The following is a 24,916-nucleotide window of genomic DNA, read 5'->3' as shown; positions in this document are numbered from 1 at the left end:
GCACGGGCCTGTCCGTGCCGACCGACGGAAATGAATTAATCGCGTCTAGATCAGACGCCAAGGTGTGGAGGCACTGGTGAGGAACAACTGGGGTGCGAGGGCACTTCTCGCGCCGATCGTCGTCGCGACCCTGATCGGGTCCGTCGCGTGCAGCGGCGCGTCGAACACCGACACCAATCAGGCCGCGCCGCCGCCCAAGGCGAGCGAGAACCAGATCAACCCGAAGTCGCGCGACGCGGTCAAGGACGGCGGCACGTTCACCTGGGCCCTCGGCGGCATCCCGGCGAACTACAACTACTACGAGCTCGACGGCACCGACAGTGACAACGCCAACATCATCAACGCTCTGATGCCGGCGCTGTACAACTACGAGGCCGACGCCACCCCGGTGTGGAACAAGAACTACCTCGCCTCCGAGCCGAAGCTCACGACCGACCCCAAGCAGGTCGTCACGTACGAGCTGAACCCGAAGGCCACCTGGGACGACGGCACTCCCATCACCTGGGAGGACCTGCTCTGGCAGTGGAAGGCCAGCGCCGGCACGGACAAGGCCTACAACATCTCGTCGTCCAACGGCTACGAGAACATCGAGAGCATCGCGAAGGGTAAGGACGACCACGAGGCGGTCGTCACCTTCAAGAACAAGTTCGCCGACTGGCAGTCGCTGTTCGTGCCGTTCTACCCGGTGTCGACGAACAAGGACCCGAAGGTCTTCAACGAGGGCTGGGCCAAGGCGCCGCTGAAGACCACGGCCGGCCCGTTCAAGTTCGACTCGCTCGACGCCACGGCCAAGACCGTCACGCTGGTCAAGAACGAGAAGTGGTGGGGCGACCCGGCCAAGCTCGACAAGATCGTCTACCGGGCGATCGAGCCCGACGCGCAGGTCGACGCCCTGGCCAACGGTGAGATCGACTTCGTCGACATCGGCTCCAACGTGGACGCCTACCAGCGCGCCAAGCAGATCAGCACCGCCGAGATCCGTCAGGCCTCCGGCCCGAACTTCCGGCACCTGACCATCAACGGCACCAGCGCGAACCTCTCGGACGTCAAGGTGCGCACGGCGATCGCCGAGGCCATCGACCGGACCGCCATCGCCAAGGCGCTGCTCGGCCCGCTCGGTATCCAGCCGAAGTCGCTCGACAACCACATCTTCATGTCGAACCAGGCCGGCTACCAGGACAACTCCGGTGAGGTCGGCAAGTACGACCTGGAGAAGGCCAAGGCGGGTCTCGACGCGGCCGGCTGGAAGCTCGACGGCGACGTCCGCAAGAAGGACGGCAAGGCGCTTGAGATCAACTTCGTGATCCCGACCGGCGTCAAGTCCTCGGCCCAGGAGTCCGAGCTGGTGCAGAACATGCTGGCCCAGGTCGGCGTCAAGGTGAAGATCAACGCGGTTCCGGTCGACGACTTCTTCGACAAGTACGTCACCCCCGGCAACTTCGACATGACGGTCTTCGCCTGGCTGGGCACCCAGTTCCCGGTCAGCTCGTCCAAGTCGATCTACGCCAACCCGGTCAAGAACGCCAAGGGTGAGCTGGACGTCCAGCAGAACTACGCCCGGATCGGCTCGCCCGAGCTGGACAAGGCGTTCGACGACGCGACCGCCGAGCTCGACCGGACCAAGGCGGCCGCCCTGGCCAACCAGGCCGACGCCCTGATCTGGCAGGAGGTTCACTCGCTGACCCTCTACCAGCGCCCCGAGCTGATCGCCACCAACAAGACCGTGGCCAACTTCGGTGCCAAGGGCTTCGCCAACGTCATCTACGAGAACATCGGTTTCGTCAAGTAATCCTTGACGGATCGCAAGACCGATCGCGCCGCACGGAGAGTCATCTCCGTGCGGCGTGTTTCATTTCAAGATCAACATCAGATTTCCGTACGTACGCAATGGTGTCTCAGAGATATAAGCGTTTCGATATCTTGTGCGCGGTGACGCGCTCCTGATCTCCTACGGGATGGCCGTGATGCGGCCTCGACCCTAGGAGCCCCTGATGAGACTCAGAACAGTGATGGCAGGACCTGCCCTAGCTGTTGTCGCCGCGACGACGGTGGCGCTCAGCGCCCTGCCGGCGGTGGCCTCGACCGGCGAGCGATCGTTCGCCGCATCCGTGCCGGCGTCCCTGTTGGCCGCTCCGCCCACCGTCGACGTCGCCAACGTCAACGCCCACCTGCAGCAGTTGCAGACGTTCGCCACCAGCAACAGCGGCAACCGCGCCACCGGCACCGCCGGGCACACCGCGACGACGACCTATCTGCAGCAGAAGCTGCAGGCGGCCGGTTTCACCGTCACCGTGCAGACCTGCACCACCTGCAGCGGCGGTTCGGCCAAGAACATCATCGCCGACTGGCCGGGCGGCGATACCGGCAACACCTACATGTTCGGCGCCCACTCGGACAGCGTGTCGGCCGGGCCGGGCATCAACGACGACGGCTCCGGGACGGCGACCCTCCTGGAGGCCGCGCTCCGGCTGGCCGCGAACAACCCGACCATGACCAACCACCTCCGGTTCGGCTGGTGGGCCGGTGAGGAGCAGGGTCTGATCGGCTCCAAGTTCTACGTCAACTCGCTGACCACCGCGCAGAAGAGCGCGATCAAGGCGTACGGCACGTTCGACATGGTCGCCTCCACCAACGGCGGCTACTTCGTGACCGGCACCGACGCCATCGCGGTGAAGCTGCGTGAGTACTTCACCTCGATCAGCGTGCCCACCGAGACGTCGACCGAGTGCTGCAGCGACGACGGTTCGTTCCGTAACGCCGGCATCCCGTCGTCGATCAACTCGACCGGGGCCAGCTACACCAAGACCAGCGCCCAGGTGACCAAGTGGGGCGGCACGGCCGGGGCGGCCTACGACTCCTGTTACCACAAGGCCTGCGACTCGTACCCGTCCAACGTCAACACCACCTCGCTGGGCCGCTGGGCCAACGCCGAGGAGTACGCCCTCTGGACCCTGACCACGGCCACCTCGACGGCCAACGACTTCTCGGTGGCGCTCAGCCCGAGCACGGCCACGGTGACCCCGGGCTCCTCGGCCACGGCCACCGTGACCACGGCCACCACCTCCGGCAGCGCCCAGACCGTGGCCCTGACCAGCTCCGGAGCCCCCAGCGGGGTCACGGTGAGCTTCAGCCCGGCCTCGGTCACCTCCGGCGGCTCGTCGACCATGACCGTCGCGACGACCACGGCCGCCGCGGCCGGCTCGTACACGATCACGGTGACCGGAACGGGATCCGCGACCCGGACCGCGACGTACGCGCTGACGATCGGCTCGACCGGCGGCTGCACCGGCGCCGGCCAGAAGCTCGGCAACCCCGGCTTCGAGACCGCGACGACACCGTGGACCGCCACCAGCGCGGTCGTGGCCGCGAACACCGGTGACGCGGCGCCGCGGACCGGCACCCGCAACGCGAAGCTCGACGGCTACGGGTCGACCCACACCGACACCCTGTCCCAGTCGGTGACCATCCCCAGCGGATGCACCAGCTACACACTGTCGTTCTACCTGAAGATCACCACGTCCGAGACGACCAGCAGCACCCAGTACGACAAGCTGACCGTGCAGGTCGGCACCACCACGCTGCAGACGTTCTCCAACCTCAACGTCAGCGCGTACACGCTGCGCTCGTACAGCCTGGCCGCCTTCGCCGGGCAGACCGTCACTCTCAAGTTCACCGGGACCGAGGACTCCTCGCTGAAGACGACCTTCGCCATCGACGACACCGCCCTCACCGTCAGCTGACCGCCACCGGACGATGCCGCGGGCGCGCAGCCCGCGGCATCGAGCCGGTGCGTGACAGCGATGCCCTTCCATGCAAAGCTACCTGCGAGTAACTTCTGCGACGGAGGGGTGGCGTCATGACGGCTGCGACGGATCCGCACGACCTGACCGAGCCGGGCGGCCTGCGGCCCGCGGCGATCGACCCGGCCCTGGTGCGCCACACCTGGCGGGTGGCCGAGCCACTGCACGGCATGATCTATTTCGTGCCCGAGGCCCACGAGCGGTACGCGGCGCTGGGTGTCACCGGGCGGGCCGGCTACTTCGCCTCACGGGCGGCCGCCCTGGGACCGGTCGGGGCCGAGCCGGTCACCGCCGCCTTCTTCAACTTCAACCCGCGCCTGGTCACCGCCGCGCTGCCCGCCGCCTGGGCGAAGGCATCCCCCTCGGCACTGCTGGCGGCCCGGCTGGACGCGGCCGACGCGGCCCTGACCCGCGGCCTCGGCGACGCGGTGCACGGCCCGGAGGTGGCCGAGGCCGCCGCCCTGGCCCGCCGCGCCGCGGAATCCGCCGCCGCCCACCCGCAGGGCCGTCCGCTGTTCGCCGCCCACGCCGCCCTGCCCTGGCCCGAGCCGCCGCATCTGATTCTCTGGCAGGCCCAGACGGTGCTGCGCGAGTTCCGCGGGGACGGGCATGTCGCCGCTCTGCTGCTCGCCGGCCTGACCGGCCTGGAGGCGCTGGTGCTGCACGCGGCCTCGGGCGAGGTGCCCGAACGGTTCCTGCGGGCCAGCCGGGGCTGGAGCGAGGAGCAGTGGGCCGGCACCGTGGAGGACCTGCGGCACCGCGGCCTGATCGACGGCGACAGTCCGGTCCTGAGTGAGGCCGGCCGGGCCCAGCGCGCCTGGATCGAGGCGGCCACCGACCGGCTCGCCACCCCGGCCTACACGATCCTCGGCGCTGAGGGCTGCACCCGCCTGGCCGAGCTCACCCGGCCGCTGAGCCGGACGATCGTGGCCGCCGGACTGCTCAAGGTGGACAGCGCCGTCTCGTACAAAAGCTGATCTTTTCCGGTCTTGAGGATCGACCTCGGAGCACCCCTGAACAACGCAGGGGTGCTCCGGGATCGGCTTAGAGCTGGGTGTACTGGAAGTAGCCGAAGTAGCCCTCGTCGGCGGCCGAGTTGGAGGTCTCGACGCCGACCCAGCCGTGGAACGCGCCGTTGTCGTCGAGGACCTGCAGGGTCGGCTTGCGGTGCGAGCCGCCGGTGTAGCAGGTGGCCGACGTCAGGCAGACGCACCAGTGCTCGTAGAAGTTACGCCGGCCGGAGCCGGCCAGGTAGTAGCGGATCGGGGACGCGTTGCCATTGCTGCACGATTTGCACGCGGTGGTCGGGGCGCTCAGCATGGTCGCGCAGTTCGTGGTGCAGGCCTGGAACTGGTTGAAGGCGATGGTGCTGGTCCCCGAGTCGACCGTGCCGACCGCATCGGTGGGGTGCCGGGTCCACCCCGTGTACGTGCCGGGGTACGCCTGCTTCGGGATGCTGCCGACGTTGACGAACGCGTTGTTGGAGGCGTTGCTGCCGTAGCCGTAACCGCCGGTCGCGCCGTAGCTGGTGGAGACCAGGTCGATCCGGGCGATCGTGGTGGACGGCTCGGTCACCTTCCACGTCTCCGTGGTGCCGCCGCTCCAGGTGATCGTGGTCTGGTCGTCGGTGATCGCGTACGTGCCGGTCAGCACCTTCGCCGCGACGCCGGGCTGGAACCCGGGCGCGGTGCGGACCTCACAGTTGTGGGTGCTGCACTGCGTCGTGATCCCGGTGCCGGTGGCGCCGACCAGCTGGGAGCTGGACCAGAACCAGTAGCTCTCGCTGACCGTGCTGTCGGTGTTGAAGTAGTACATGGCCAGGCGCACCCAGGCGGTGCCGTCGTTGGCGGTGTGCCCCAGCGCCACGGTGTAGATGTGCCGGCCGCCCGGCATGGCGGCGGCGTTGGCCGGGGTGGACGACGCGGCGACGAGGCCGGTCGTGAGGAGCACGGCCGCGATGGTGTATCGCAGCCACTGCCGGAATCCGGTGCGCATTGTCCTTCGAACCTCCACGTAGGATGACCGAGGTGAATATAGATGATCACCGCGCGTGGTGGGTGCCCGTCCGGAGGCGGCGTCAGCCCGGCTGCCGCGCCGGGGTGCAGACCCAGTGGCCGTCCCGCCAGGTGCAGGTCTGCTCGTAGCCGGAACGGAACGATCCGAGCCAGGCGATGTCGTCCCGGTACGGCGTGGGCGGCGGGGCCGGCGTGAAGTTCGCCGCATCGTCGACACTGCCGCTGCCGTCGTAGCGGGCGACCGTCGGATAGGGGTAGACCGGCCGGGTCCGTACGACGTCGTCGTCCTGGTATTTCGTGGCGACGAGCCGATCGGGGGCGACGCCGTTCTCGACCCAGGCCAGGGTGGGGGTGAGCGCGTCGATCGCGTCCGGCCCCTGACCGCCGCCGCAGTGCGCGACGCCCGGCAGCATGAACAGCCGGGCGAACCGCTGCGTGGCCGCCGTCCCGCCCATGCGCTCGGTGAGGGCGTGGTAGTAGGCGATCGTTCCGTAGGGCGAGATCGCCGGGTCGGCCCAGCCGTGCCAGAGCAGGAGCTTCCCGCCCGCGGCGCGGAAGGCCGACAGGTCGGGGTCGGTCGCGTCGTAGATCCCGGATTGCTGGTTGATCTCCTGGAACGTCGCCGAGTCGTAGTGCAGATCGCGCAGGGTCGCCGACGGCCGGACGCCCGGGTAGGCGAGGTACTTCAGCGCGTTCGTCGCGTTGGCCTCGGCCACGGCCGGGTCACCGGCGGCGGTCGGGGTGACCCAGTGGGCCCAGTTCGCCTCCGAGCCGACCGGCTCACCACCCGGATACATCCGCCGGCCGTGCTCGTCGCGCGGTCCGTCGTAGAGCTTGCGGACGGCCTCGATCTGCGCCTCGGTCAGGCAGTCGGCGCTGTCGCTCCCCGCCGGGCAGCGCAGGCTCCCCGGATCGAACGCGCAGGCCCGGGGATCGTCGATCTGGCCGTCGGCCAGGCCGTCCCCGGCGTCGCACGCGCGCAGGACGGCGGCGTGCAGCGCGGGAAGCTTGGCCGCGGTCAGGATCGGCCGGCCCCGCGCGTCGGTGTTCGCCGTGGCGTGCCAGCCCGCCGACCACACGATGAGCGCCGTGAGCACCGAGGCCGGGGCGCCGGCGACGATGCCGTCGAAGTCGTGCGGGTAGCGCTGCGCCTCGGTCAGGCCCTCGTGGCCACCCTGCGAGCAACCGTCGAAGTAGGACCAGCGCGGGCCCTGGCCGTAGAAGAGCGTGATGAGCCGCTTGGCGACGACGGCCACGACATGGTCGGCCCGGTAGCCGAAGTCGACCCGGAGCTGCGGGTCGGCCCCGAACGTGGCGTCGGAGCCGGAGACGCCGACATGGCCCTGGTTGTCGGTGGCCAGGACGAAGTCGCCGCGGCTCAGCGGGACACACCCGTCGGCCGCGTCGGCGTAGAAGTCGATGTTCCCGCACAGCGACGCGCACCCGAGCTGCAGGTACCGCTGCCGCCACGTCTTCGTGGGCAGGAACACGTCGAACTGGATCTGCGGCGCCACGGTTCCCTTGACCTCGCAGGACTCCGAACCGTCGGGGGAGGTCGTCTCGGTCGCCGAGCCGATGATCGCCGGAGCCTCGGGGGTTCCGGACAGGTCCTGCCCGGCGAGGGTCGCACAGCCGATCCGCGGCAGCACCACGGGTGGGCCGGCGGCGGTGGCCGTGGCCGATTCGGCCCGGGCCGCGGGCCGGGCCTGGCCACCACCGATCGCCATGAGGACGGCCAGCGCGACCGGCAGCGCCCGGAAAAACCGTACGTGAGCACGCATGTTTGTCCTCCCCGTTCCGCGGGATCTCGGTGGCGAAAGCTAAATATCACCAAGCACGAGTGTCAATGCCGAACCGGACACCCGGGGAATTCTTCTTGTTCGGGATTGCGCATAAAAAGGGGTCGATGTCCGAGAATTTCGGGGGAGCGTCGGCGATCACCTCGGCCCGGCCCGTGGTGAGGTGGCCGAAGCCCATCGACCAGGGGAAATGCCGCGTTTTTGCAGCGCCGGGGGGAGGAATCGGCCGGGCACAGTGGATTCACGGGGTGGACCAGCGGCATTCATCGATGGTTGTATAGCTTCCTAAACGATCATCATCCGACGATTTGTCGGAAGATCGCGCACGGGGAGAAAACACCATGGCACCACGACGCTTCACCCTGCCCGAAATACTTGCGTCCGCGCTGGTGACCGGGGCTCTGCTGACCGCGCCGGCACCCGCCGCGGCGGCCCCCGCGACACTGTCACCCGAGGCCACGGCGATCGCGGCGGCCGCCCGGGACGGCGAGTCCGTCCCGGTGGCGGGCACCCAGACCGAGACCTCCCGGACCTACGCGACGCCCACCGGCAACCTTGTCTTCGAGTCCTACCCGGTGCCCCGGTGGGTGAACACCCCGGGCCGGGGCTGGCAGCAGATCGACAAGCGCCTGCGCCTGGCCGACGGCGCCGTCACCCCGGTCGCCACCCTGGCCGCCACCCGGTTCTCGGCCGGCGGCACCGACCCGGTGGTGTCCCTGCCGGTGGCCGGCGGCGACGTCTCCTTCTCCTGGCCGTCCGCCCTGCCCACCCCGCGGCTGGACGGCGACACCGCGGTCTACCCGGAGGTGCTGGCCGGGGTCGACCTGCGGGTGACCGCCCTGGTCGACGGCTTCTCCTGGGCCCTGGTGGTGCGGTCGAAGGAGGCCGCGCAGAACCCGGCCCTGGACACGCTGCGGTTCCGGGTCGGCACCAAGGGCCTGAGCGCCGGCAGCCGTAAGGGCGGCGGCCTCTCGGTCCGGGACCGCGCCGGCACCGAGGTCGTCTCGGCCGAGAACGCGGTCATGTGGGACGCGGCCGGCCCGGCCACCGCCCGCGAGCTCACCCGGTCCGCCCCGGACTTCTCGCACCGCGCCGAGCTGCCCACCACGATGGACGGCACCGACCTGCGGATCGTGCCCGACCCGAAGGTGCTGCGCGGCGCCACCACCGTCTACCCGGTGGTGATCGACCCGTCCACCACGATCAACAAGACCCGGTGGGGGTACTCGAACAAGGGCAACGCCACCAAGAACGACAACATCGCCCGGGTCGGCACCGACCCGGACGGCACCGGGATCTCCCGCTCGTTCTTCGCGTTCGACCTGACCGCGCTGGCCGGCAAGCAGATCAAGAGCGCCAAGTTCCTGACCACGATGACCCACTCGTGGGCGTGCACCGCCACCCCGGTCAACCTGTGGCGCACCGCCGCCCTGACCGCGGCCGGCAAGCAGACCTGGGACGGCCCGGACCTGAAACTGTGGATCCAGCAGCTGTCCGGCAACGCGCACAAGCCGAGCACCGGCGCCGGCTGCTCGAACGACCCGCAGCCGAACAAGCCCCTCGAGTTCACCGCAGCCGCGCTGCGCACCGACATCGACGCGGTCAAGGGCAGCAAGGACTACACCCTGGCGCTGACCGCCCGGCAGTCGGACGGCGCCGGTGAGTCGACCGCCAGCTGGTGGAAGAAGTTCGACCCGGCGGCGACCAAGCTGACCATCGAGTACAACTCGCTGCCGAACACGCCGACCTCGGCACAGATGTCCGAGACGGCCGACTACACCGCCACCCCGCAGGCCTGCGTCACCGGGACCGGCCGGCCGGTGCTGCGCTCGGCCAAGCCGTGGCTCAAGGCGACCCTGACCGACCCGGACGGCCCCAACGGCGGCACGCTCAGCGGCGCCTTCACCCTGCAGCGGTGGAACGGCACCGACTGGCTGACCGTGCCCGGCTGGCCGCAGACCAAGACCCAGGTGCAGCCGGACAGCAAGGCCGAACTGGAGGTCCAGATCGACAGCGGGATCGCCGACGGCGATCTGCTGCGCTGGCAGGTCCAGGTCAGCGACACCCTGGGCGGCACGTCCGACGTCTCGCCGCTCTGTGAGTTCGACGTCGACATGACCGGCCCGAGCGCGCACCCGGCGGTGGCCAGCGCCGACGGCCTCTACCCGGAGAACGGGGACACGGCCCGCGGCAGCCTGGGCCGGTCGGGCAGCTTCACGCTCGGCGCGAACGGGCAGGGCGACGTGGCCTCGTACACCTATCAGGTCAACGGCGGCACGCCGGTGACCGCGACGCCCGGCGCGACCGGGGGAGCCGCGACGGTGTGGGCGACCCCGACCCGGGCCGGCGAGAACGTGCTGACCGTGCGCTCGTTCGACCTGGCCGGCAACGCGTCGGCCGCCTACGACTACACCTTCCTGGTCGACCGGGCGTCCACCCCGGCCGCGGTCTGGCCGCTCGACGACGGCACCGGCACCACCGCGAAGAACAGTGTCACCGGCGGCCCGGCGCTGACCCTGACCAACGCCCCGACCTGGGTCGACGACCGGATCGTGGGCACCCACGCGCAGACCGGCAAGGCTCGCGCGCTGAAGTTCAACGGCACCACCCAGTCCGGTGACACCGCCGCCCCGGTGGTCGACACGGCCCGGTCGTTCAGCGTCGCGACCTGGGTGAAGCTCTCCTCGAACACCGGCTACCAGTCGTTCATCAGCCAGGACGGGCTCACCACCAAGGACTTCTCGCTGCAGTCGACGCCGTCCGGCGACAACCACTTCCGGTTCAACGTCGGCCCGGCCACCGCGATCTCCACCTCGCTGCAGCCGATCGGCGTGTGGACGCACCTGGCCGGGGTCTACGACGCCGGTACCCAGCAGGTGCGGATCTACGTCAACGGGGTGCTCGACGGTTCGGCCGCGTACTCCGCGACCGGCACCGGCAGCAACGGCCCGATGCACGTCGGCCGGGACAAGACCGGTGAGTTCGTCTCGGGCACCATCGGCGAGGCCCGGGTCTGGGACCGGGTGATCGACCCGGCCACCGAGATCGTGCCGCTGGCCAAGCCGGTGAAGGTCGCCGAGTGGGAGATGGAGGACTGGGACGAGGACGCGCCGCGGCAGGTCGTGGACGACTCCGGTTACGCCCGCCCGCTGACCCTGGCCACCACCACCCAGTGGGGCGACGGCTACAACTTCTCCACCGGCCTGCTGCTGGACGGGGTGTCCGCGTCGGCGGCGACCGCCACCCCGGTGATCAGCACCGACCAGTCGTTCTCGGTCACCGCCTGGGTGCGCCGTGACCAGACCACCGGCAACCAGGCGATCTGGGGGCAGAGCGGCACGGTCAACAGCTCGGCCTACCTGCGCTACCAGGAGGCCGGCGGCGGCGCCTGGGTGTTCGGGATGCCGACGACCGACACCACGGCCGCCACCCAGGTGACCGCGTCGGCCACCGGGCCCACCGCGGCCTGGACGCACCTGGCCGCGACCTACGACGCCGGCGCCGGTCAGCTGAAGCTCTACGTCAACGGGGTGCTCAAGGCGACCACCGCCTACCGCGCGACCTGGGGTTCGACCGGGGTGTTCACGGTCGGCCGGCTCCGGTCCGGCAGCGCCGACACCAACTTCTTCACGGGTGCCGTCGACCGGGTCCGCGTCTGGCAGGGCGCGCTCACCGCCGACGACGTCACCGTCCAGTACAACGAGATCTAGGAGCATCGACGTGCATTCCTCACGACTGTTGCGCGTCCTCCTGGCCGGGGTTCTGGCCGGGGGGTCGAGCCTGGCGGTGAATCCGGGGACGGCTCACGCCGATCCGGCGAAGCCGCTGACGGCCCAGGAGTACCGGCCCGTACCGATCGCCCGCCAGTCCACGAGCACCACCCGTCCGGCCGCCGACGCCGCGGCCCGGGCCTCCGGGATCAAGCGCCCGGCGCCGGCCTGGCCGGCGGCGACCACCGCGGACGTCACGCTGGCGGCCGGTTCCGGCAAGACCCGCGCGGGCACCCTGCCGGTCCTGGTGGGCGGCGCGCGTTCCGGTCTGTCGCGGGCCAGGGTCAGGACGCTTTCCGGTACGGACGCGGCCCGCGCCGGCCTCGACGGCCTGGTGCTGAAGGTCAGCGCGCCGGACGCGGTCAAGCCGGCCGATCTGGACGTGACCGTGGAGTACGGCCGGTTCGCCTCCGCCTACGGTGCCGACTGGGCGAGCCGGCTGCGGCTGGTCGCCCTGCCCGAGGGCGGCGCCCCGGTCGAACTGCCGACCGTCAACGACCCGAAGTCCGGCACGGTGACCGCCGAGGTCGCCGCCGTCACCGCGGCCGGCACCCTGGTCGCGGCCACGTCCGGACCGTCCGGCGGCGCCGGCACGTTCACCGCGACCGACCTGAGCCCGTCCGCGACCTGGGGCCAGTCCGGTTCCAGCGGCGACTTCACCTGGTCGTACCCGCTGGTGGCGCCACCGTCGGCGGCCGGCCTGGACCCGGACGTCGCCATCTCCTACTCGGCGCAGAGCGTCGACGGTCGCAACGCGGCGTCCAACAACCAGCCCGGCCCGGTCGGTGAAGGTTTCAAGATCACATCGCAGGCCTATGTGGAGCGGCGGTACAAGACCTGCTCGGAGGACATGGGCGGGACCGGCGCGAACAACACGGTCAAGACCGGCGACAAGTGCTGGGGCACCGACAACGCGGTGCTGACCCTGTCCGGCCACTCCGGCGAACTACTCAAGGGCGCCGACGGCAAATGGCACCTGACCGGCGAGGACGGCTCGAAGGTCGAGCGGCTCACCACCCCGGCCTACGCCAACGGCGACAACGACAACGAGTACTGGAAGGTGACCACCGCCGACGGCACCCAGTACTGGTTCGGCCGGCACCAGCTGCCCGGCTGGTCCACCGGCAAGCCGGTGACCAACTCGGTGTGGACCGCCCCGGTGTTCGGCAACAACACCGGCGAACCGTGTCACCAGAGCACGTTCGCGGCCTCGTCCTGCTACCAGGCGTGGCGGTGGAACCTCGACTACGTGGTCGACGTCAACGGCAACACGATGTCGTACTGGTACACCAAGGAGACCGGCAAGTACGCGAAGAACCTGGTCGCCAAGACCCCGGTCGACTACACCCGCGGCGGCTACCTGAACCGGATCGACTACGGCACCGACAACCGGGACGGCACCGAATACACCAGCACCACGCCGTTCACCAGCGCGCCGCAGCAGATCGAGTTCACCCCCAAGGAACGCTGCCTGAGCAACTGCACCACCAAGGACGCGACCACCTGGCCGGACACGCCGTGGGACCTGGACTGCACCACCGGGTCCACGCTGACCAACTGCCTGCAGGGCGCACCGACCTTCTGGACCGAGAAGCGCCTGGTCAAGGTCACCACCAAGGTGTCCGGGGTGCCGGTCGACTCGTGGGATCTGGACCAGAGCTTCCCGGACCCCGGTGACGGGACGCGGGCCGGGCTGTGGCTCAAGGGCATCACGTACACCGGCCTGGTCGGGGGAACGACCGCCGCGGTCGCCTATCCGAGCGTCACGTTCGAGGGCATCCAGATGCCGAACCGGGTCGACGCGTCCGGCGCCGACTGGGCCCTGGCGATGAACTGGTGGCGGGTCAACTCGATCCGCAACGAGACCGGCGGCCAGATCTTCGTCGACTACAGCCCGAAGGAGTGCGTCGCCGGTTCGAAGATCCCGGCCGTCCTGGACGCCAACAGCCTGCGCTGTTACCCGGTCAAGTGGCAGCCACCGGGCGAGACCAAGGACGTCACCGACTACTACCACAAGTACGTGCTGACCGACATCCAGGAGATCGATCACGCCGGTGGGTCGAAGAAGAAGGTGACCCACTACGACTACCTGAACCCGGACAACCTGCCGCTCTGGCACCACGAGGACGCCGACGGACTGACCCCGGAGGCCGAGCAGACCTGGGCCGACTGGCGTGGCTACCCGACCGTGGTCGCCACCGAGGGCACCGGCAGCGAGCAGAGCAAGACCGAGACCCTCTACTACCGGGGCATGCACGGCGACCTCAAGGCCGACGGCACCAAACGGACCGTGAACGTGACCGATCGCGACGGCGGTTCGGCGGTCGACTACGAGGCGTTCGCCGGTCAGCCGCGTGAGGAGATCACCTGGAACGGCGCCGCGATCGTCGAGGCGTCGGTCACCGACCTGTGGCAGTCCGAGCCGACCGCGACCCGGACCATCGGCAAGAGCACCGTCGAGTCCCGGTTCACCGGCGAGGCCGTGGTGCGTAACCGGACCGCGCTGGACGGCGGCGGCTGGCAGCGTTCCCAGGTCGTCTCCACCCACGACCAGTACGGCATGGTCACTCAGGTCGCCGACCTGGGCGACGAGGCCACCGGCACCGACGACCAGTGCGAGGTGACCGAGTTCGCCCGCAACATCACCGGCGAGAACTGGCTGCTCACCCCGGTGAAGCGGACGAACGCCTGGGCCGGCCCGTGTGACACCCCACCCACCACGAGCGAGCAGGTCATCAGCGACACCCGGTACCAGCTCGACGGCGGCGCGACCCTGACCAAGGGCCAGGTCACCGCGGTGGAGACGATCGCCGGGTTCAGCGGTGGCACCCGCAGCTACCACACCGACAGCACCACCAAGTACGACAGCCTCGGCCGGGTCACCGACGTCACCGATGTGACCGGGGCGAACAAACACACCGACTACACCCCGGTCGGTGGCGGCCCGGTCACCCGGACGGTCGAGACCAACGCCCTGAACTGGACGACCACCACCGACTACGACGGCATCCGGCACCTGCCGGTCAAGGTGACCGACACCAACGGGCGCAGTACCGAGGTGGTCTACGACGCGGCCGGCCGGACCGCCAAGGTGTGGAACCCGAGCCGGTCCCGGGCCTCCTTCCCGGACTCGCCGTCGTCGAGCTTCGACTACCAGCTGATCAAGGCGGACGGGATCACCGTCAAGGACGCGTCGGTGGTGACCAGCACCGCGCTCGACGCGAACGGCAAGAACCGGGTCGGCTACACGCTCTACGACGGTTTCGTCCGCGAGCGGCAGACCCAGAGCGTCGCGTACGGCGGTGAGACCCCGACCGACAAGATCGTCACCGACACGTTCTACGACTCGGCCGGGCGCACCTGGAAGGAGAACGCCGACCATGTGATGCCCGGACTGCCCACCGGCAAGATCGCCGACGGGCTCAGCCTCGACGCCGACATCTGGCGGCAGACCGTCACCAGCTACGACGGCGCCGGCCGGGAGATCGACGTGGCCGAGCTGTCCAAGGGGGCGGTGAAATGGCGGACCACCACGACGTACCACGGTGACCACACCGACGTGACCCCGCCGCAGGGGGAGACCCCCACCTCGACCTGGACCGACGCCCGGGACCGGACGGTCGCCGTCCGGGAACTGCACGACGGCACCTACGACGAGACCCGTACCACCTACGACCCGGTCGGGCATGTGTCGACGATCGCCGACGCCTCGGGCAACACCTGGAAGTACACGTACGACATCCGCGGCCGGCAGACCAGGGTGGCCGACCCGGACAAGGGCACCGCCGACCTGAAGTTCAACGACAAGGACCAGACCGAATCGGTGACCGACGCCGAGGGCCGGACCATCGCGTACACCTATGACGTGCTGGGCCGGAAGACCTCGACGCGGGACGGAAGCACCACCGGAACCGTGCGGGCCGCGTGGACCTACGACACGCCGGCCAAGGGCCTGACCGGCAGCAGCTCCCGCTACGTCACCACCGGCGGCGTGACCAGCGAGTACAAGTCGACGCTGCTCACGGTGGACGCGGAGTACCGCGCGAAGATGAGCCGGGTCTCCATTCCCGGGGCCGAAGGGGCGCTCGCCGGTGACTACACCACGAGTTACACCTACCGGGTCGACGGCTCACCGGCCACCGTCACGCTCCCGGCCGTCGGTGGTCTGACGGCCGAGACGCTGACGTACGAGTACGACAGCACCTACGGCCGGCCGCTCGCGTTGAAGACCAACTACGACGGCGCGACGTACTACGTCAACCAGGCCACCTACACCAACCTGTTCGAACCGAGCACGATCACCCGGTCCACCGAGGCGACCGGTGCCGCGTTCGTCTCGTCGGCGCGCTACTACGACGAGTCGACCGGGCGGGTCAAGCGGCGAGCGGTGACCCGCAGCGTCGGCTCGGCCTACCTGGCGAACACGTCGATCGGCTACGACGCGGCCGGCAACGTGACCATGCTCGACGACAACGCCACATCCGGTCGCGACACCCAGTGCTTCCAGTACGACGGTCTGAAGCGCCTGCGTGAGGCGTGGACCCCGGCGTCGTCGGACTGCTCGGCGCCCGCGTCGGCGTCCGCCCTCGGCGGGCCGGCCCCGTACTGGCAGAGCTGGGACTTCGGGACGGCCAGCGACCCGGTCGGCCGGGTCGGCAACCGGCTCAAGCAGGTCGACCACGGCAGCACCGGCGACGTGACGACCTCGTACACGTACGCCGGCGCGGGCCAGGCCCGGCCGCACGCGGTCACCTCGACCACCAAGGCCGGGGCGACCACGAACTACTCCTACGACAAGACCGGGAACCTGGCCTCGCGGACCGGTTCGGCCGACCAGCAGAACCTCACCTGGGACGCCGAAGGCCACCTGGCCACGCTCACCGACAAGACCGGGACCGCCGGCTACGTCTACGACGCCGACGGGAACCGCCTGGTCACCCGCGACCCCACCGGAACCACGCTGGAGTTCGGGACCACGCAGCTCAAACTGTCCGGCGGAGTCAAGAGCGCCACCCGGTACTACTCGTTCAACGACGAGGTGATCGGGCAGCGCACCGGCGGCGGGCTGTGCTGGCTCGCCTCCGACGGGCAGGGCACCAGCCTGCTCGCGGTCAAGGCGGACGCTCAGCAGACGTTGACCCAGCGGCGGCAGACGCCGTACGGCGAAAGTCGTGGCCCGGCCGCGGCCTGGGTGAACAGCCGCGGATTCCTCGGCGGACAGGCCGACCCGAGCGGGCTGACCCACCTGGGCGCCCGCGAGTACGACCCGGGACTCGGCAAGTTCATCTCGGTCGACCCACTGCAGGACGTCGCCGACCCGCAACAGTGGAACGCGTACGCCTACGCCAACAACACGCCCGTGACCATGTCGGACTCGTCCGGCACCCGGCCCGAGTGCGGGTCCGGCAGCGGCTGGGACACCTGCGACAACAGCGCCAAACGAGCGCACCGCAAGCCGGGCGACCCGCCGGACTACAAGGACAACCACTCCAAGGCCCGGCACCGTCAGCAGGTCCAGATCCGGCGCACCCCGGTCCGGCACGGACCCACCCGCAAGGATCTGCGCCCGACGGCGAAGCCCAAGCGGAACTACAACTTCCCGTTCCAGAAGCCGCGCCCGAAGCCGCCGCCGCCCCCGCCGCCCACCCCGGCCTGGACGAAGTTCAAGGACGTCCTGCGCTTCACCTCGAACCTCCCGTCGACCGCGATCGGCTGGGGATACGGGGAGGCCACCGGCGCCGACTGCGGCTGGTCGAAGCACCTGATCGTGCTCTGCACCAGCGGAGAGCACGCCCGTTCCGGCGGCATGACCATCGGCAACGTGACCACGACGTCACGGAGCCGGCAGGAGGCCCTGGCGGACAACGACTGGCTGGAGCACGAGCGGCGGCACTCCACTCAGTACTCTTGGTACGTCGGCAACCCTGGCGGATACTTCGCCGCCTATGGACTCGCGTCCGGGTATTCCGCGCTCCGCTACAAGATCAGCGGGCCGCCCAAGGATGCCCAAGGCGGAATCTGCGACAACCCGGCCGCCTGTTACAACTGGTTCGAATCGGACGCTGATCTGCACAAGGGCGGGTACTACGACTGATGATGTCATCGACGCGACCGAGGATACGAGCGATCGCCCTGGCCCTCGTCCTCCTGGGGGCCGGGACCCTGCTGGCCGGCTGCGGGGCGACCCCGCCGATCGGCCTGCGCAAGGACGGCGAGGCGCTGGTGGTGGTGCTCGGCCGCCAGTGCGCCCCCGCCTATTACCTGAAAAAGCTGAGGGTCAACGTGATGGACGACAAGGGCAACGTCCCCGCGGCGCCGATGTGGCAGATCGACGCCCAGGATGCCCGCCAGGTGTCCTCGGTCAAGATCGGCGAGGTGCCCGAGGGCTACCAGGTCATCACCGACAACCAGGCCACCCAGACAGTTACCAAACGGGTCGAGGTCACCGCGTTCCTCGGCGACAACAACTACGGCGCGGTGTTCGACGCCACCGACCTGCGCGAAGGCAAGATCATGGTCGATGGTGACCAGGTGTCGCCGGAGGACTTCCAGAAGAAGTACGGCTGCAACTGAACGGACGCGCCCCGCCTCGTGGACAACCACGGGGCGGGGCGTTTCCGTTCGCCCTGGCCGTGATCGCCTGGTGAGCTGGGCGCGTTCATGCCCGTACATCAAGGGTTCATCTGTATTTGATCTTGAGGTTCTGCTTGGTCAATGGGATCGTGTGCCTGATTTCGATCTTCATCACGCTCTTCGGGCGTGGACCAATCGATATGAGGTAACAGGTGCGAGGTTCTCCACCCGAGAACAGATCCGAGAGTTGGGGCCGCAGAGGGGTGGCCTGGTGCACCGCCGCGGTCGTCGCGGTGGCCGGCGTCGGTCTGACGCCGGTGCCCGGGCTCGCGACCCCGGTGGTCGCCGGCGCCGCCGCGGGGGCGGTGAAGGAGAGTTACGAACGTCCCGATGAGGTGTCGGCGCAGTTGGCCGCTCAAACGACGCGGCACGACATCCTGGTCACCGGCGCGACGACCGAGACGTCCCTGACCTACGCCCGGCCGGACGGCACGCTGCGCACGGAGCTGTCGGCGGCGCCGGTACGGGTGCGGCAGACGGACGGCTCCTGGGCCGACGTGAACTACGACCTGACGAAGGTCGACGGCGGATACGCGCCGAAGGTGTCGCCCGCCGACGTGGTCTTCTCCGGCGGGGGCGACGGTCCGGCGGTGTCCCTGGACCACGGCAAGCGGGGAATGGACCTCCAGTGGGCGACGGCGTTGCCGGCGCCGACCATCGACGGCCCGCACGCGATCTACCAGATGACCGATAACGAGCAGCTCGTGCTGACCGCCACGTCGGACGGCTTCGAGCAGTCACTCAAACTCCTGTCGGCCCCGAAGAGCGCGCCCAAGCTCAAGCTCGGCTTCGACCTGACCGGAATCACGATGGTCGCCAACGAGACCGGCGGCTACGACTTCGTGCAGACCAGCGCCGGCCAGGCCACCTCGACGGTGGTCTTCACCATGCCGAAGCCCGAGATGTACTCCTCGAAGATCGTCGAGGAGGAGCGCACGCAGGTGCAGAGCCTGCCGGTCAAGCTGTCGACCGACGACGACGGCACCCAGTACGTCGATCTGAGCGCGGGGATGGCGTTCCTGACCGACCCGGCCACGGTGTACCCGGTGTGGATCGATCCGGCCGTGTCGTCGGTGTCCCGCTACGGCGACACCTACGTGACCCAGGCCGACACCGACTCCCACTGGTCCGACAGCGACCTGCGGATCGGGGTGTCGGCCAGCGGCAACATCCGCCGGTCGCTGGTGCGGTTCAACACCGTCAAGAGCGTCCCGAGCGGTGCGCACGTCACCTCGGCGACGTTGAAGCTGTGGACCAACTACTCCGGCAGCTGCACGGCCCGGGCGATGCAGGCGTACCCGATCACGGCGGACTTCGGCACCGTGACCTGGGCGAACCAGCCGTCGTACACGACCTCGTACGGTGCGTCGGCGTCGTTCGCCTACGGCAACGAGGACCTCGGCTGCCCGAACGGCACCGGATCGCTGAACGTCGCCGGCATGGTGCAGGCCTGGGCGTCGGGCACGATCGCCGATTACGGCATGCTGCTGAAGGCGTCCAACGAGAGCGACACCACCTACACCAAGTACTTCTGCTCGATGAACGTCGACGCGACCGGGACGACGAGCTGCACCACGACGGCCCGGTACCCGACGCTGAGCGTCGTCTACAACACCTATCCGGGTACGCCGTCCGCGGTGACGTTCTCGCCGAAGGTGACCGGCACGGTCATCGACGGATACCTGGACAAGGCGCGGGTCTACTCGACCTCGCTGACCCCGACGTTCACCGCGAAGGTCAGCAACGCCGACGGCGCGCCGGTCGCACTGCAGGTGAAGCTCTCGCACGACGTGAACAACACGTCCGAGGGCACCGGTGAGATCGCCACGGTCACCTCGGCACCGGTCACACCGGGTTCGAAGGCGTCGGTGACCGTGCCGGCCGGGACGCTGAGCACCAACACCGGCATCATGTACCAGGTTCGCGCCCGGGTGGTCAACGGCTCCGGCGGCTACGACTACTCGGCGTGGAGCCCGTCCAGCCTGACCTCGACGACCGCCTCCAAGTTCCGGTTGAACACCGTGGCCCCGGCCGCACCGGTCGTCACCTGCGGCGCCTACCCGGCCGGGGTGTGGAGCGCGCAGGCCGCCTCGGCCACGTCGTGCTCGTTCGACACCAGCGCCACCGACGGCTCCGGCTACTACTGGGGTCTGGACGACCCGTCGGCGCCGAACCTGGCCAACGACTCCACCAACCTCGGCTCGGCGGTGACGGTCTCCACCATCCCGACGACGGTCGGCTGGCACACCCTGTACGCCCGTAGCCGCGACACCGCGCTGCACCTGTCGACCGGGACGACCGCGTACACGTTCGGCGTCGGCGCCGGCGGCGTGCTCACGCCCACCGCAGGGGCATCGACGGCCAAGGCGGTGGCGCTGTCCGCCTCGGCGAACGCCACCTACACCAAGATCACCTACCAGTGGGCGGCCGGTTCCACCGGAAGCACCTGGACCGATCTGCCGACCGCCGATGTCACCCCCAACGGCTCCTCGACCCCGATCAGCGCCTGGCCGCTGACCGGAACCACCTCGGGCGGCCTGACCACCTTCACCGGCTACAACTGGAACGTCGCCGCGACCCTGGGCGCGGCCGGCGAGCCGGACGGTGCCCTGCGTGTCCGGGCGAAGCTCACCACCGCCTCCGGCACCGTCGGCTACTCGGCCGAGCGCATGTTCGTCCTGGCCGCGACGTCGTTCGGGGAGAAGGCCGCGACCCGGGCATTGACGCCGGGAACGGTGTCCCTGACCACCGGCGACTTCCAGCTGTCCTTCTCGGACGCCGCGGTCGGTGACCTCGGCGTCGAACGGACCGCGAACAGCCTGGCCCCGGCCGCCGCGACCACCGGCCCGACCGGCATCTTCGGTGCCGGCTGGAGCGCCGGACTGCCGGCCAGCGCCTTCGGCGACAGCACCCTGACCGACAACTCGGCCTCCGGCTCGGTGACGATCAAGAAGGCGGACGGCACCGAGCACGTCTACGTCAAGCAGAGCTCCGGCAAGTACCTCGGCGTCGGCACCGCGAACGACGGCAGCACCCTGATCAAGTCGTCGTCGATCAAGAACCCGGCGGACCCGTCCGACACCACCGCCTACACCGGCTGGCAACTGACCGAGGTCGACGGCACCGTCACCACATGGATCAAGGGAAGCGCCGGCACCTGGCTGGTGACCTGGGTGGACGAGACCGGCAGCGACGGCGAGACCACCTACGCCCGGGACGCGTACGGGCGGGTCACCACCGTGCTCGGTGAGGTCCTGGCCGGGGTGACGTGCACGCCCACCTCGTACCAGAACCCGGGTTGCACCGCGTTGAGGATCACCTACGCCACCGCGACCACGGCCACCGGCACCGACGAGCCGACGTGGGGCGACTACACCGGTCTGGCCTCCGGGATCAGCTGGGTCGGCTACGACCCGGCCACCTCGGCGATGGTCACCAAGCAGGTCGCGGCCTACCAGTACGACTCGACCGGGCACCTGCGCGCGACCTGGGATCCGCGCCAGAGCACCCCGCAGAAGAACCGGTACACCTACAACACGGCCGGCCGGATCGTCACGGTGAGCGAGCCGGGGCTGAACCCGGCGACGCTGACCTATGACGGCGCCGGCCGGCTGGCGAGCGTGTCGCGCACCGACCCGGCCAACGGCGTCGCGGTCGTCGCGGTCGCCTACGACCTGCCCGTCTCGGGTGTGTCCGGTGCGCCCGACGTCTCCGGGACGGCCGCGGCGACCTGGGGCCAGATCTCCGACCTGGCGTACTCGGGCGCGGCGGTCTTCCCCGCCTCGCACGTGCCGGCCGCCGGGACCAACGGGGCGTACGCGCCGAACGCGGGCGACTGGCCGTACTCGGACATCGTCTACGCGGACGTCAACGGCACGGTCGTCGACACCGCGCAGTACGGGGCCGGCGCCTGGCAGATCGCGTCCACCCGGTACGACGACCACGGCAACGAGACCTGGGTCCTGGAAGCGGGCAACCGGGCTCAGGCGCTGAACCCCACCACCGACACCGACCCGTACGTGGCCGCGCAGGGCTCCTCGGCCGCCCGGGCCGACCTGCTCGCCACCGTCAGCACCTACGACGCCGACGGCGTCGACCTGCTCAGCACGCTCGCCCCGGCCCACCCGGTCGAACTGAGTAACGGCGAGACGGCGTCGGTGCGGATCCGGACCGCGTACACCTACGACTCCGGGGCGCCCACCACGGACCGGTACCACCTGGCCACCAGGACGGTCACCACGCCGGTCGCGCTGGACGGCAGCACCGTTCCCGCGGCCGACACCCGGACCACCGCGACCGGGTACGACCCGATCGACGGCTCGTCGGTCACCGGCGACACCTCCGGTTGGGTGCTGAACCAGGCGACCACCGTGACCACCTGGATGGGGACCAACGCCTCGGCGGCCAACGACCTCACCACCAGGACGCGTTACGACAACGCGGGCCGGGTACTGGAGACCCGGCTGCCCGGTGGTGCGGCGACCGACGCGAACACCACGATCACCACGTACTACACGACCGCGGCCAACTCCACCTACAGCGCCTGCGGCGGCAAACCGTACTGGGCGGGAAAGATCTGCCGCACGGACCCGGGCGGCGCCGCCTCGGCCGGCTACGCCCTGCCCACCAAGGCCTACACCTACGACCTGTACGGCGAGATCGCCACGGTGACCGAAACCGTGGGATCGGTGACCCGGACGACCACGAGCACCGTCGACTTCGACGGCCGCGAAACCGGTACGACGGTGACGGTGACGGGTCTCTCCGGCTCGACCACCGTCCCGGCGACCACGGTCGACTACGACCCGGCGACCGGGAAACAGACCCGGCGCACCACCGGCTCGACAGTGCTGACCAGTACCTATGACTCGCTGGGGCGGCAGCTCACGTACGCCGACGCGGACGGGAACACCACCACCTACGCCTACGACATCGACGGCAACGTCAAGAGCGTGAACGACGGCAAGGGCATCACGACGTTCACCTACGGCTCGGGCACCGAACACCGCCGGGTGATCACCGGACTCGACGCCGGACTCGGCAGCGGTCTGTCCACCTTCACCGGCGTCTACGACGCCGAGGGACGGCTGGTGTCGCAGACGTACCCGAACGGGATGACGGCCGTCCGCACCTACGACAACGTGGGCGAGTCGACGAGCCTGACCTACACGCTGCCCACCTACAGCGGCGGCACCGCGGCGACCCTCGCGTTCACCGCCACACCCGACGCGACCGGCCGGACGGCACAGGCCCAGTCGGCGGCATCGGCGCAGGAATACACCTACGACAACGTCGGCCGGCTGACCCGGGTCGAGGACAACGTCGACGGCTCCTGCACCACCCGGGCGTACGGGTACACCCAGCAGTCCGATCGCACCACGCTGCGCACGTATTCCGCCAACGCCGACGGCACCTGCCAGACGACGACGGCCGGCAGCACCGTCACCAACACCTACGACACCGCCAACCGGGCGACGACCAGCGGCTACACCTACGACCAGCTGGGCCGCACGCTGACCGTACCGGCGGCCGCCCTGGCCTCCGGGAGCAGCGCACTGAGCGTCACCTACTACGACAACGACATGCCGGCGAAGACCACTCAGGGCAGCAACACCCAGACGGTGACGCTGGACCCGGCGGGCCGCTACCGGCAGGTCACCGACGCCGTCTCCGGCACGGAATCCCGGCGCATCGTCAACCACTACGCCGGCGAATCGGACTCACCGTCCTGGATCGCGACCTCGGTCAACGCCGGGTCGAGCTACACCTGGGAACGGTACGTCTCCGGGATCGGCGAGAACCTGGCCGTCACCGCCGGCTCCGACGGGACCTCCGTCCTGCAGCTGACCAACCTCCACGGTGACATCGTGGGGACGGTGCCGAACCACGTGCCGTCCGCCACGGACACCACGGGCGCGAGCCCGTCAGCGTACTTCGAGTCCACCGAATTCGGCACGACCCGGAGCACGGTTCCGGCCGGCACACGGTACGGCTGGCTCGGCGGGGCGCAGCGCTCCAGCGATGCGCAGGCGTCGCTGGTCCTCATGGGCCTGCGGCTCTACAACCCGTCCACCGGACGTTTCCTCTCCGTCGACTCGATCGTCGGAGGAAACGACAACGCCTACATCTACCCGGCCGACCCGATCAACCGTTTCGACCTCGACGGCCGCGGCGAGACCGACTGCGAGCGCGGCTGGAAGTGGTGGAAACCTTGCGGCAAGGTCAAGAATTTGACCGGTCACCGCATCCGCATCGCCTCCAAGCCGAGCGGTAAGGGAACGCGGCAGTGGCTTCAGGACGGGCAGAACTCCCGCACCCACGGCTGTATGTGGGACGTCGACTCGATGTACAACGAGAAGTCGGAAAGCTACGTTAACCGGCACCGACTCGGAAGCAAGAAAACGTGGATTCGGATCCAGGACTGGGGATGGTTCAACATCAGGGACTGGGCGAGCTGACGGCTGCAGTCGCCGTCGTATAGCGCAATGCCAAAAGGAAAGGCTCGCCAGTTTCTGGCGGGCCTTTCCGCCTTCCGGCCGACGGTATCTACAGGACGACGCCACGGCATGTGCGAGTGCCGGCTGCGATCGCCTCCTGGGCGTCGGCCTTCCCAGCCGGCGACGTAAGCAGTGGCGTCCGCGTCGGCCAGCGGCCCGGCGAGCCGTGCATCCAGCTTGCCCAGTGTCAGCACGGCGCGCGGACAGGCGTCGCCCAACCTGTACACGCAGAGCCGGCTGAGGCCGGCGACTTCGCTGCCCACCTGAAGGACAACGCGACCTGGTCATCGGTCTGCAGGTTGGGCGAGGCCGTGATCGAGGCGGTCGCGATCAGACGGCACCGGAAAGCACGAAAACCCCACCAGGAACCACGAAAAACGTGGATAACCTGCATGGGGTTCA

The 24,916-nt window shown here is 69.5% G+C and carries 9 protein-coding genes; 7 read left to right on the top strand and 2 right to left on the bottom strand.

Translation table 11 applies throughout. The features are described from left to right. Positions 1–76: 76 nt before the first annotated feature. The 3 genes from ACSHV8_RS29705 (at position 77) to ACSHV8_RS29695 (ending at position 4,777) form a co-directional block, all read left to right on the top strand. Positions 77–1,789 carry an ABC transporter family substrate-binding protein gene (locus ACSHV8_RS29705; protein ID WP_436520937.1) on the top strand — a complete coding sequence of 571 codons (1,713 nt, stop codon included), beginning with the start codon at positions 77–79 and terminating at the stop codon, positions 1,787–1,789. 202 nt (positions 1,790–1,991) lie between these two features. Beyond that, a complete protein-coding gene (locus ACSHV8_RS29700) occupies positions 1,992–3,740 on the top strand; it encodes a M28 family peptidase (RefSeq protein ID WP_436520935.1) in 1,749 nt (582 codons plus the stop codon). Between the two features lie 116 nt (positions 3,741–3,856). After that, entirely contained in the window at positions 3,857–4,777 is a 921-nt protein-coding gene (locus tag ACSHV8_RS29695) for an SCO6745 family protein (protein ID WP_436520933.1), read from the top strand. 67 nt (positions 4,778–4,844) lie between these two features. Here ACSHV8_RS29695 and ACSHV8_RS29690 read toward each other — a convergent pair whose 3' ends face one another. Next, positions 4,845–5,795, bottom strand: coding sequence for a hypothetical protein (locus ACSHV8_RS29690; RefSeq protein WP_436520931.1), 951 nt, complete (start codon positions 5,793–5,795; stop codon positions 4,845–4,847). 82 nt (positions 5,796–5,877) lie between these two features. Beyond that, positions 5,878–7,596 (bottom strand): tannase/feruloyl esterase family alpha/beta hydrolase, encoded by a 1,719-nt coding sequence (locus ACSHV8_RS29685; RefSeq protein ID WP_436520929.1) that lies wholly within the window; start codon positions 7,594–7,596, stop codon positions 5,878–5,880. 359 nt (positions 7,597–7,955) lie between these two features. On the opposite strand from ACSHV8_RS29685, the gene ACSHV8_RS29680 reads away from it, so the two are divergent. The 4 genes from ACSHV8_RS29680 (at position 7,956) to ACSHV8_RS29665 (ending at position 24,475) form a co-directional block, all read left to right on the top strand. After that, on the top strand, positions 7,956–11,324 hold the full coding sequence (locus ACSHV8_RS29680; protein WP_436520927.1) for a LamG domain-containing protein: 3,369 nt from the start codon (positions 7,956–7,958) through the stop codon (positions 11,322–11,324). Positions 11,325–11,334: 10 nt separating this feature from the next. Next, positions 11,335–17,478: an RHS repeat domain-containing protein gene (locus tag ACSHV8_RS29675; RefSeq protein ID WP_436520925.1), complete on the top strand. Its 6,144-nt coding sequence runs from the start codon at positions 11,335–11,337 to the stop codon at positions 17,476–17,478. Then, a complete protein-coding gene (locus ACSHV8_RS29670) occupies positions 17,478–17,957 on the top strand; it encodes a hypothetical protein (RefSeq protein WP_436520923.1) in 480 nt (159 codons plus the stop codon). The genes ACSHV8_RS29675 and ACSHV8_RS29670 overlap by 1 nt, the downstream gene beginning before the upstream one ends. Before the next feature lie 263 nt (positions 17,958–18,220). After that, entirely contained in the window at positions 18,221–24,475 is a 6,255-nt protein-coding gene (locus ACSHV8_RS29665) for a DNRLRE domain-containing protein (protein WP_436520921.1), read from the top strand. The last annotated feature ends 441 nt before the right edge of the window (positions 24,476–24,916 follow it).

Source organism: Actinoplanes sp. HUAS TT8, assembly GCF_051380535.1.
In the GTDB taxonomy this organism is placed as follows: Bacteria; Actinomycetota; Actinomycetes; order Mycobacteriales; family Micromonosporaceae; genus Actinoplanes.
Note: the sequence above shows the minus strand (reverse complement) of the source record. Positions and strands in the feature narration are given on the sequence as shown.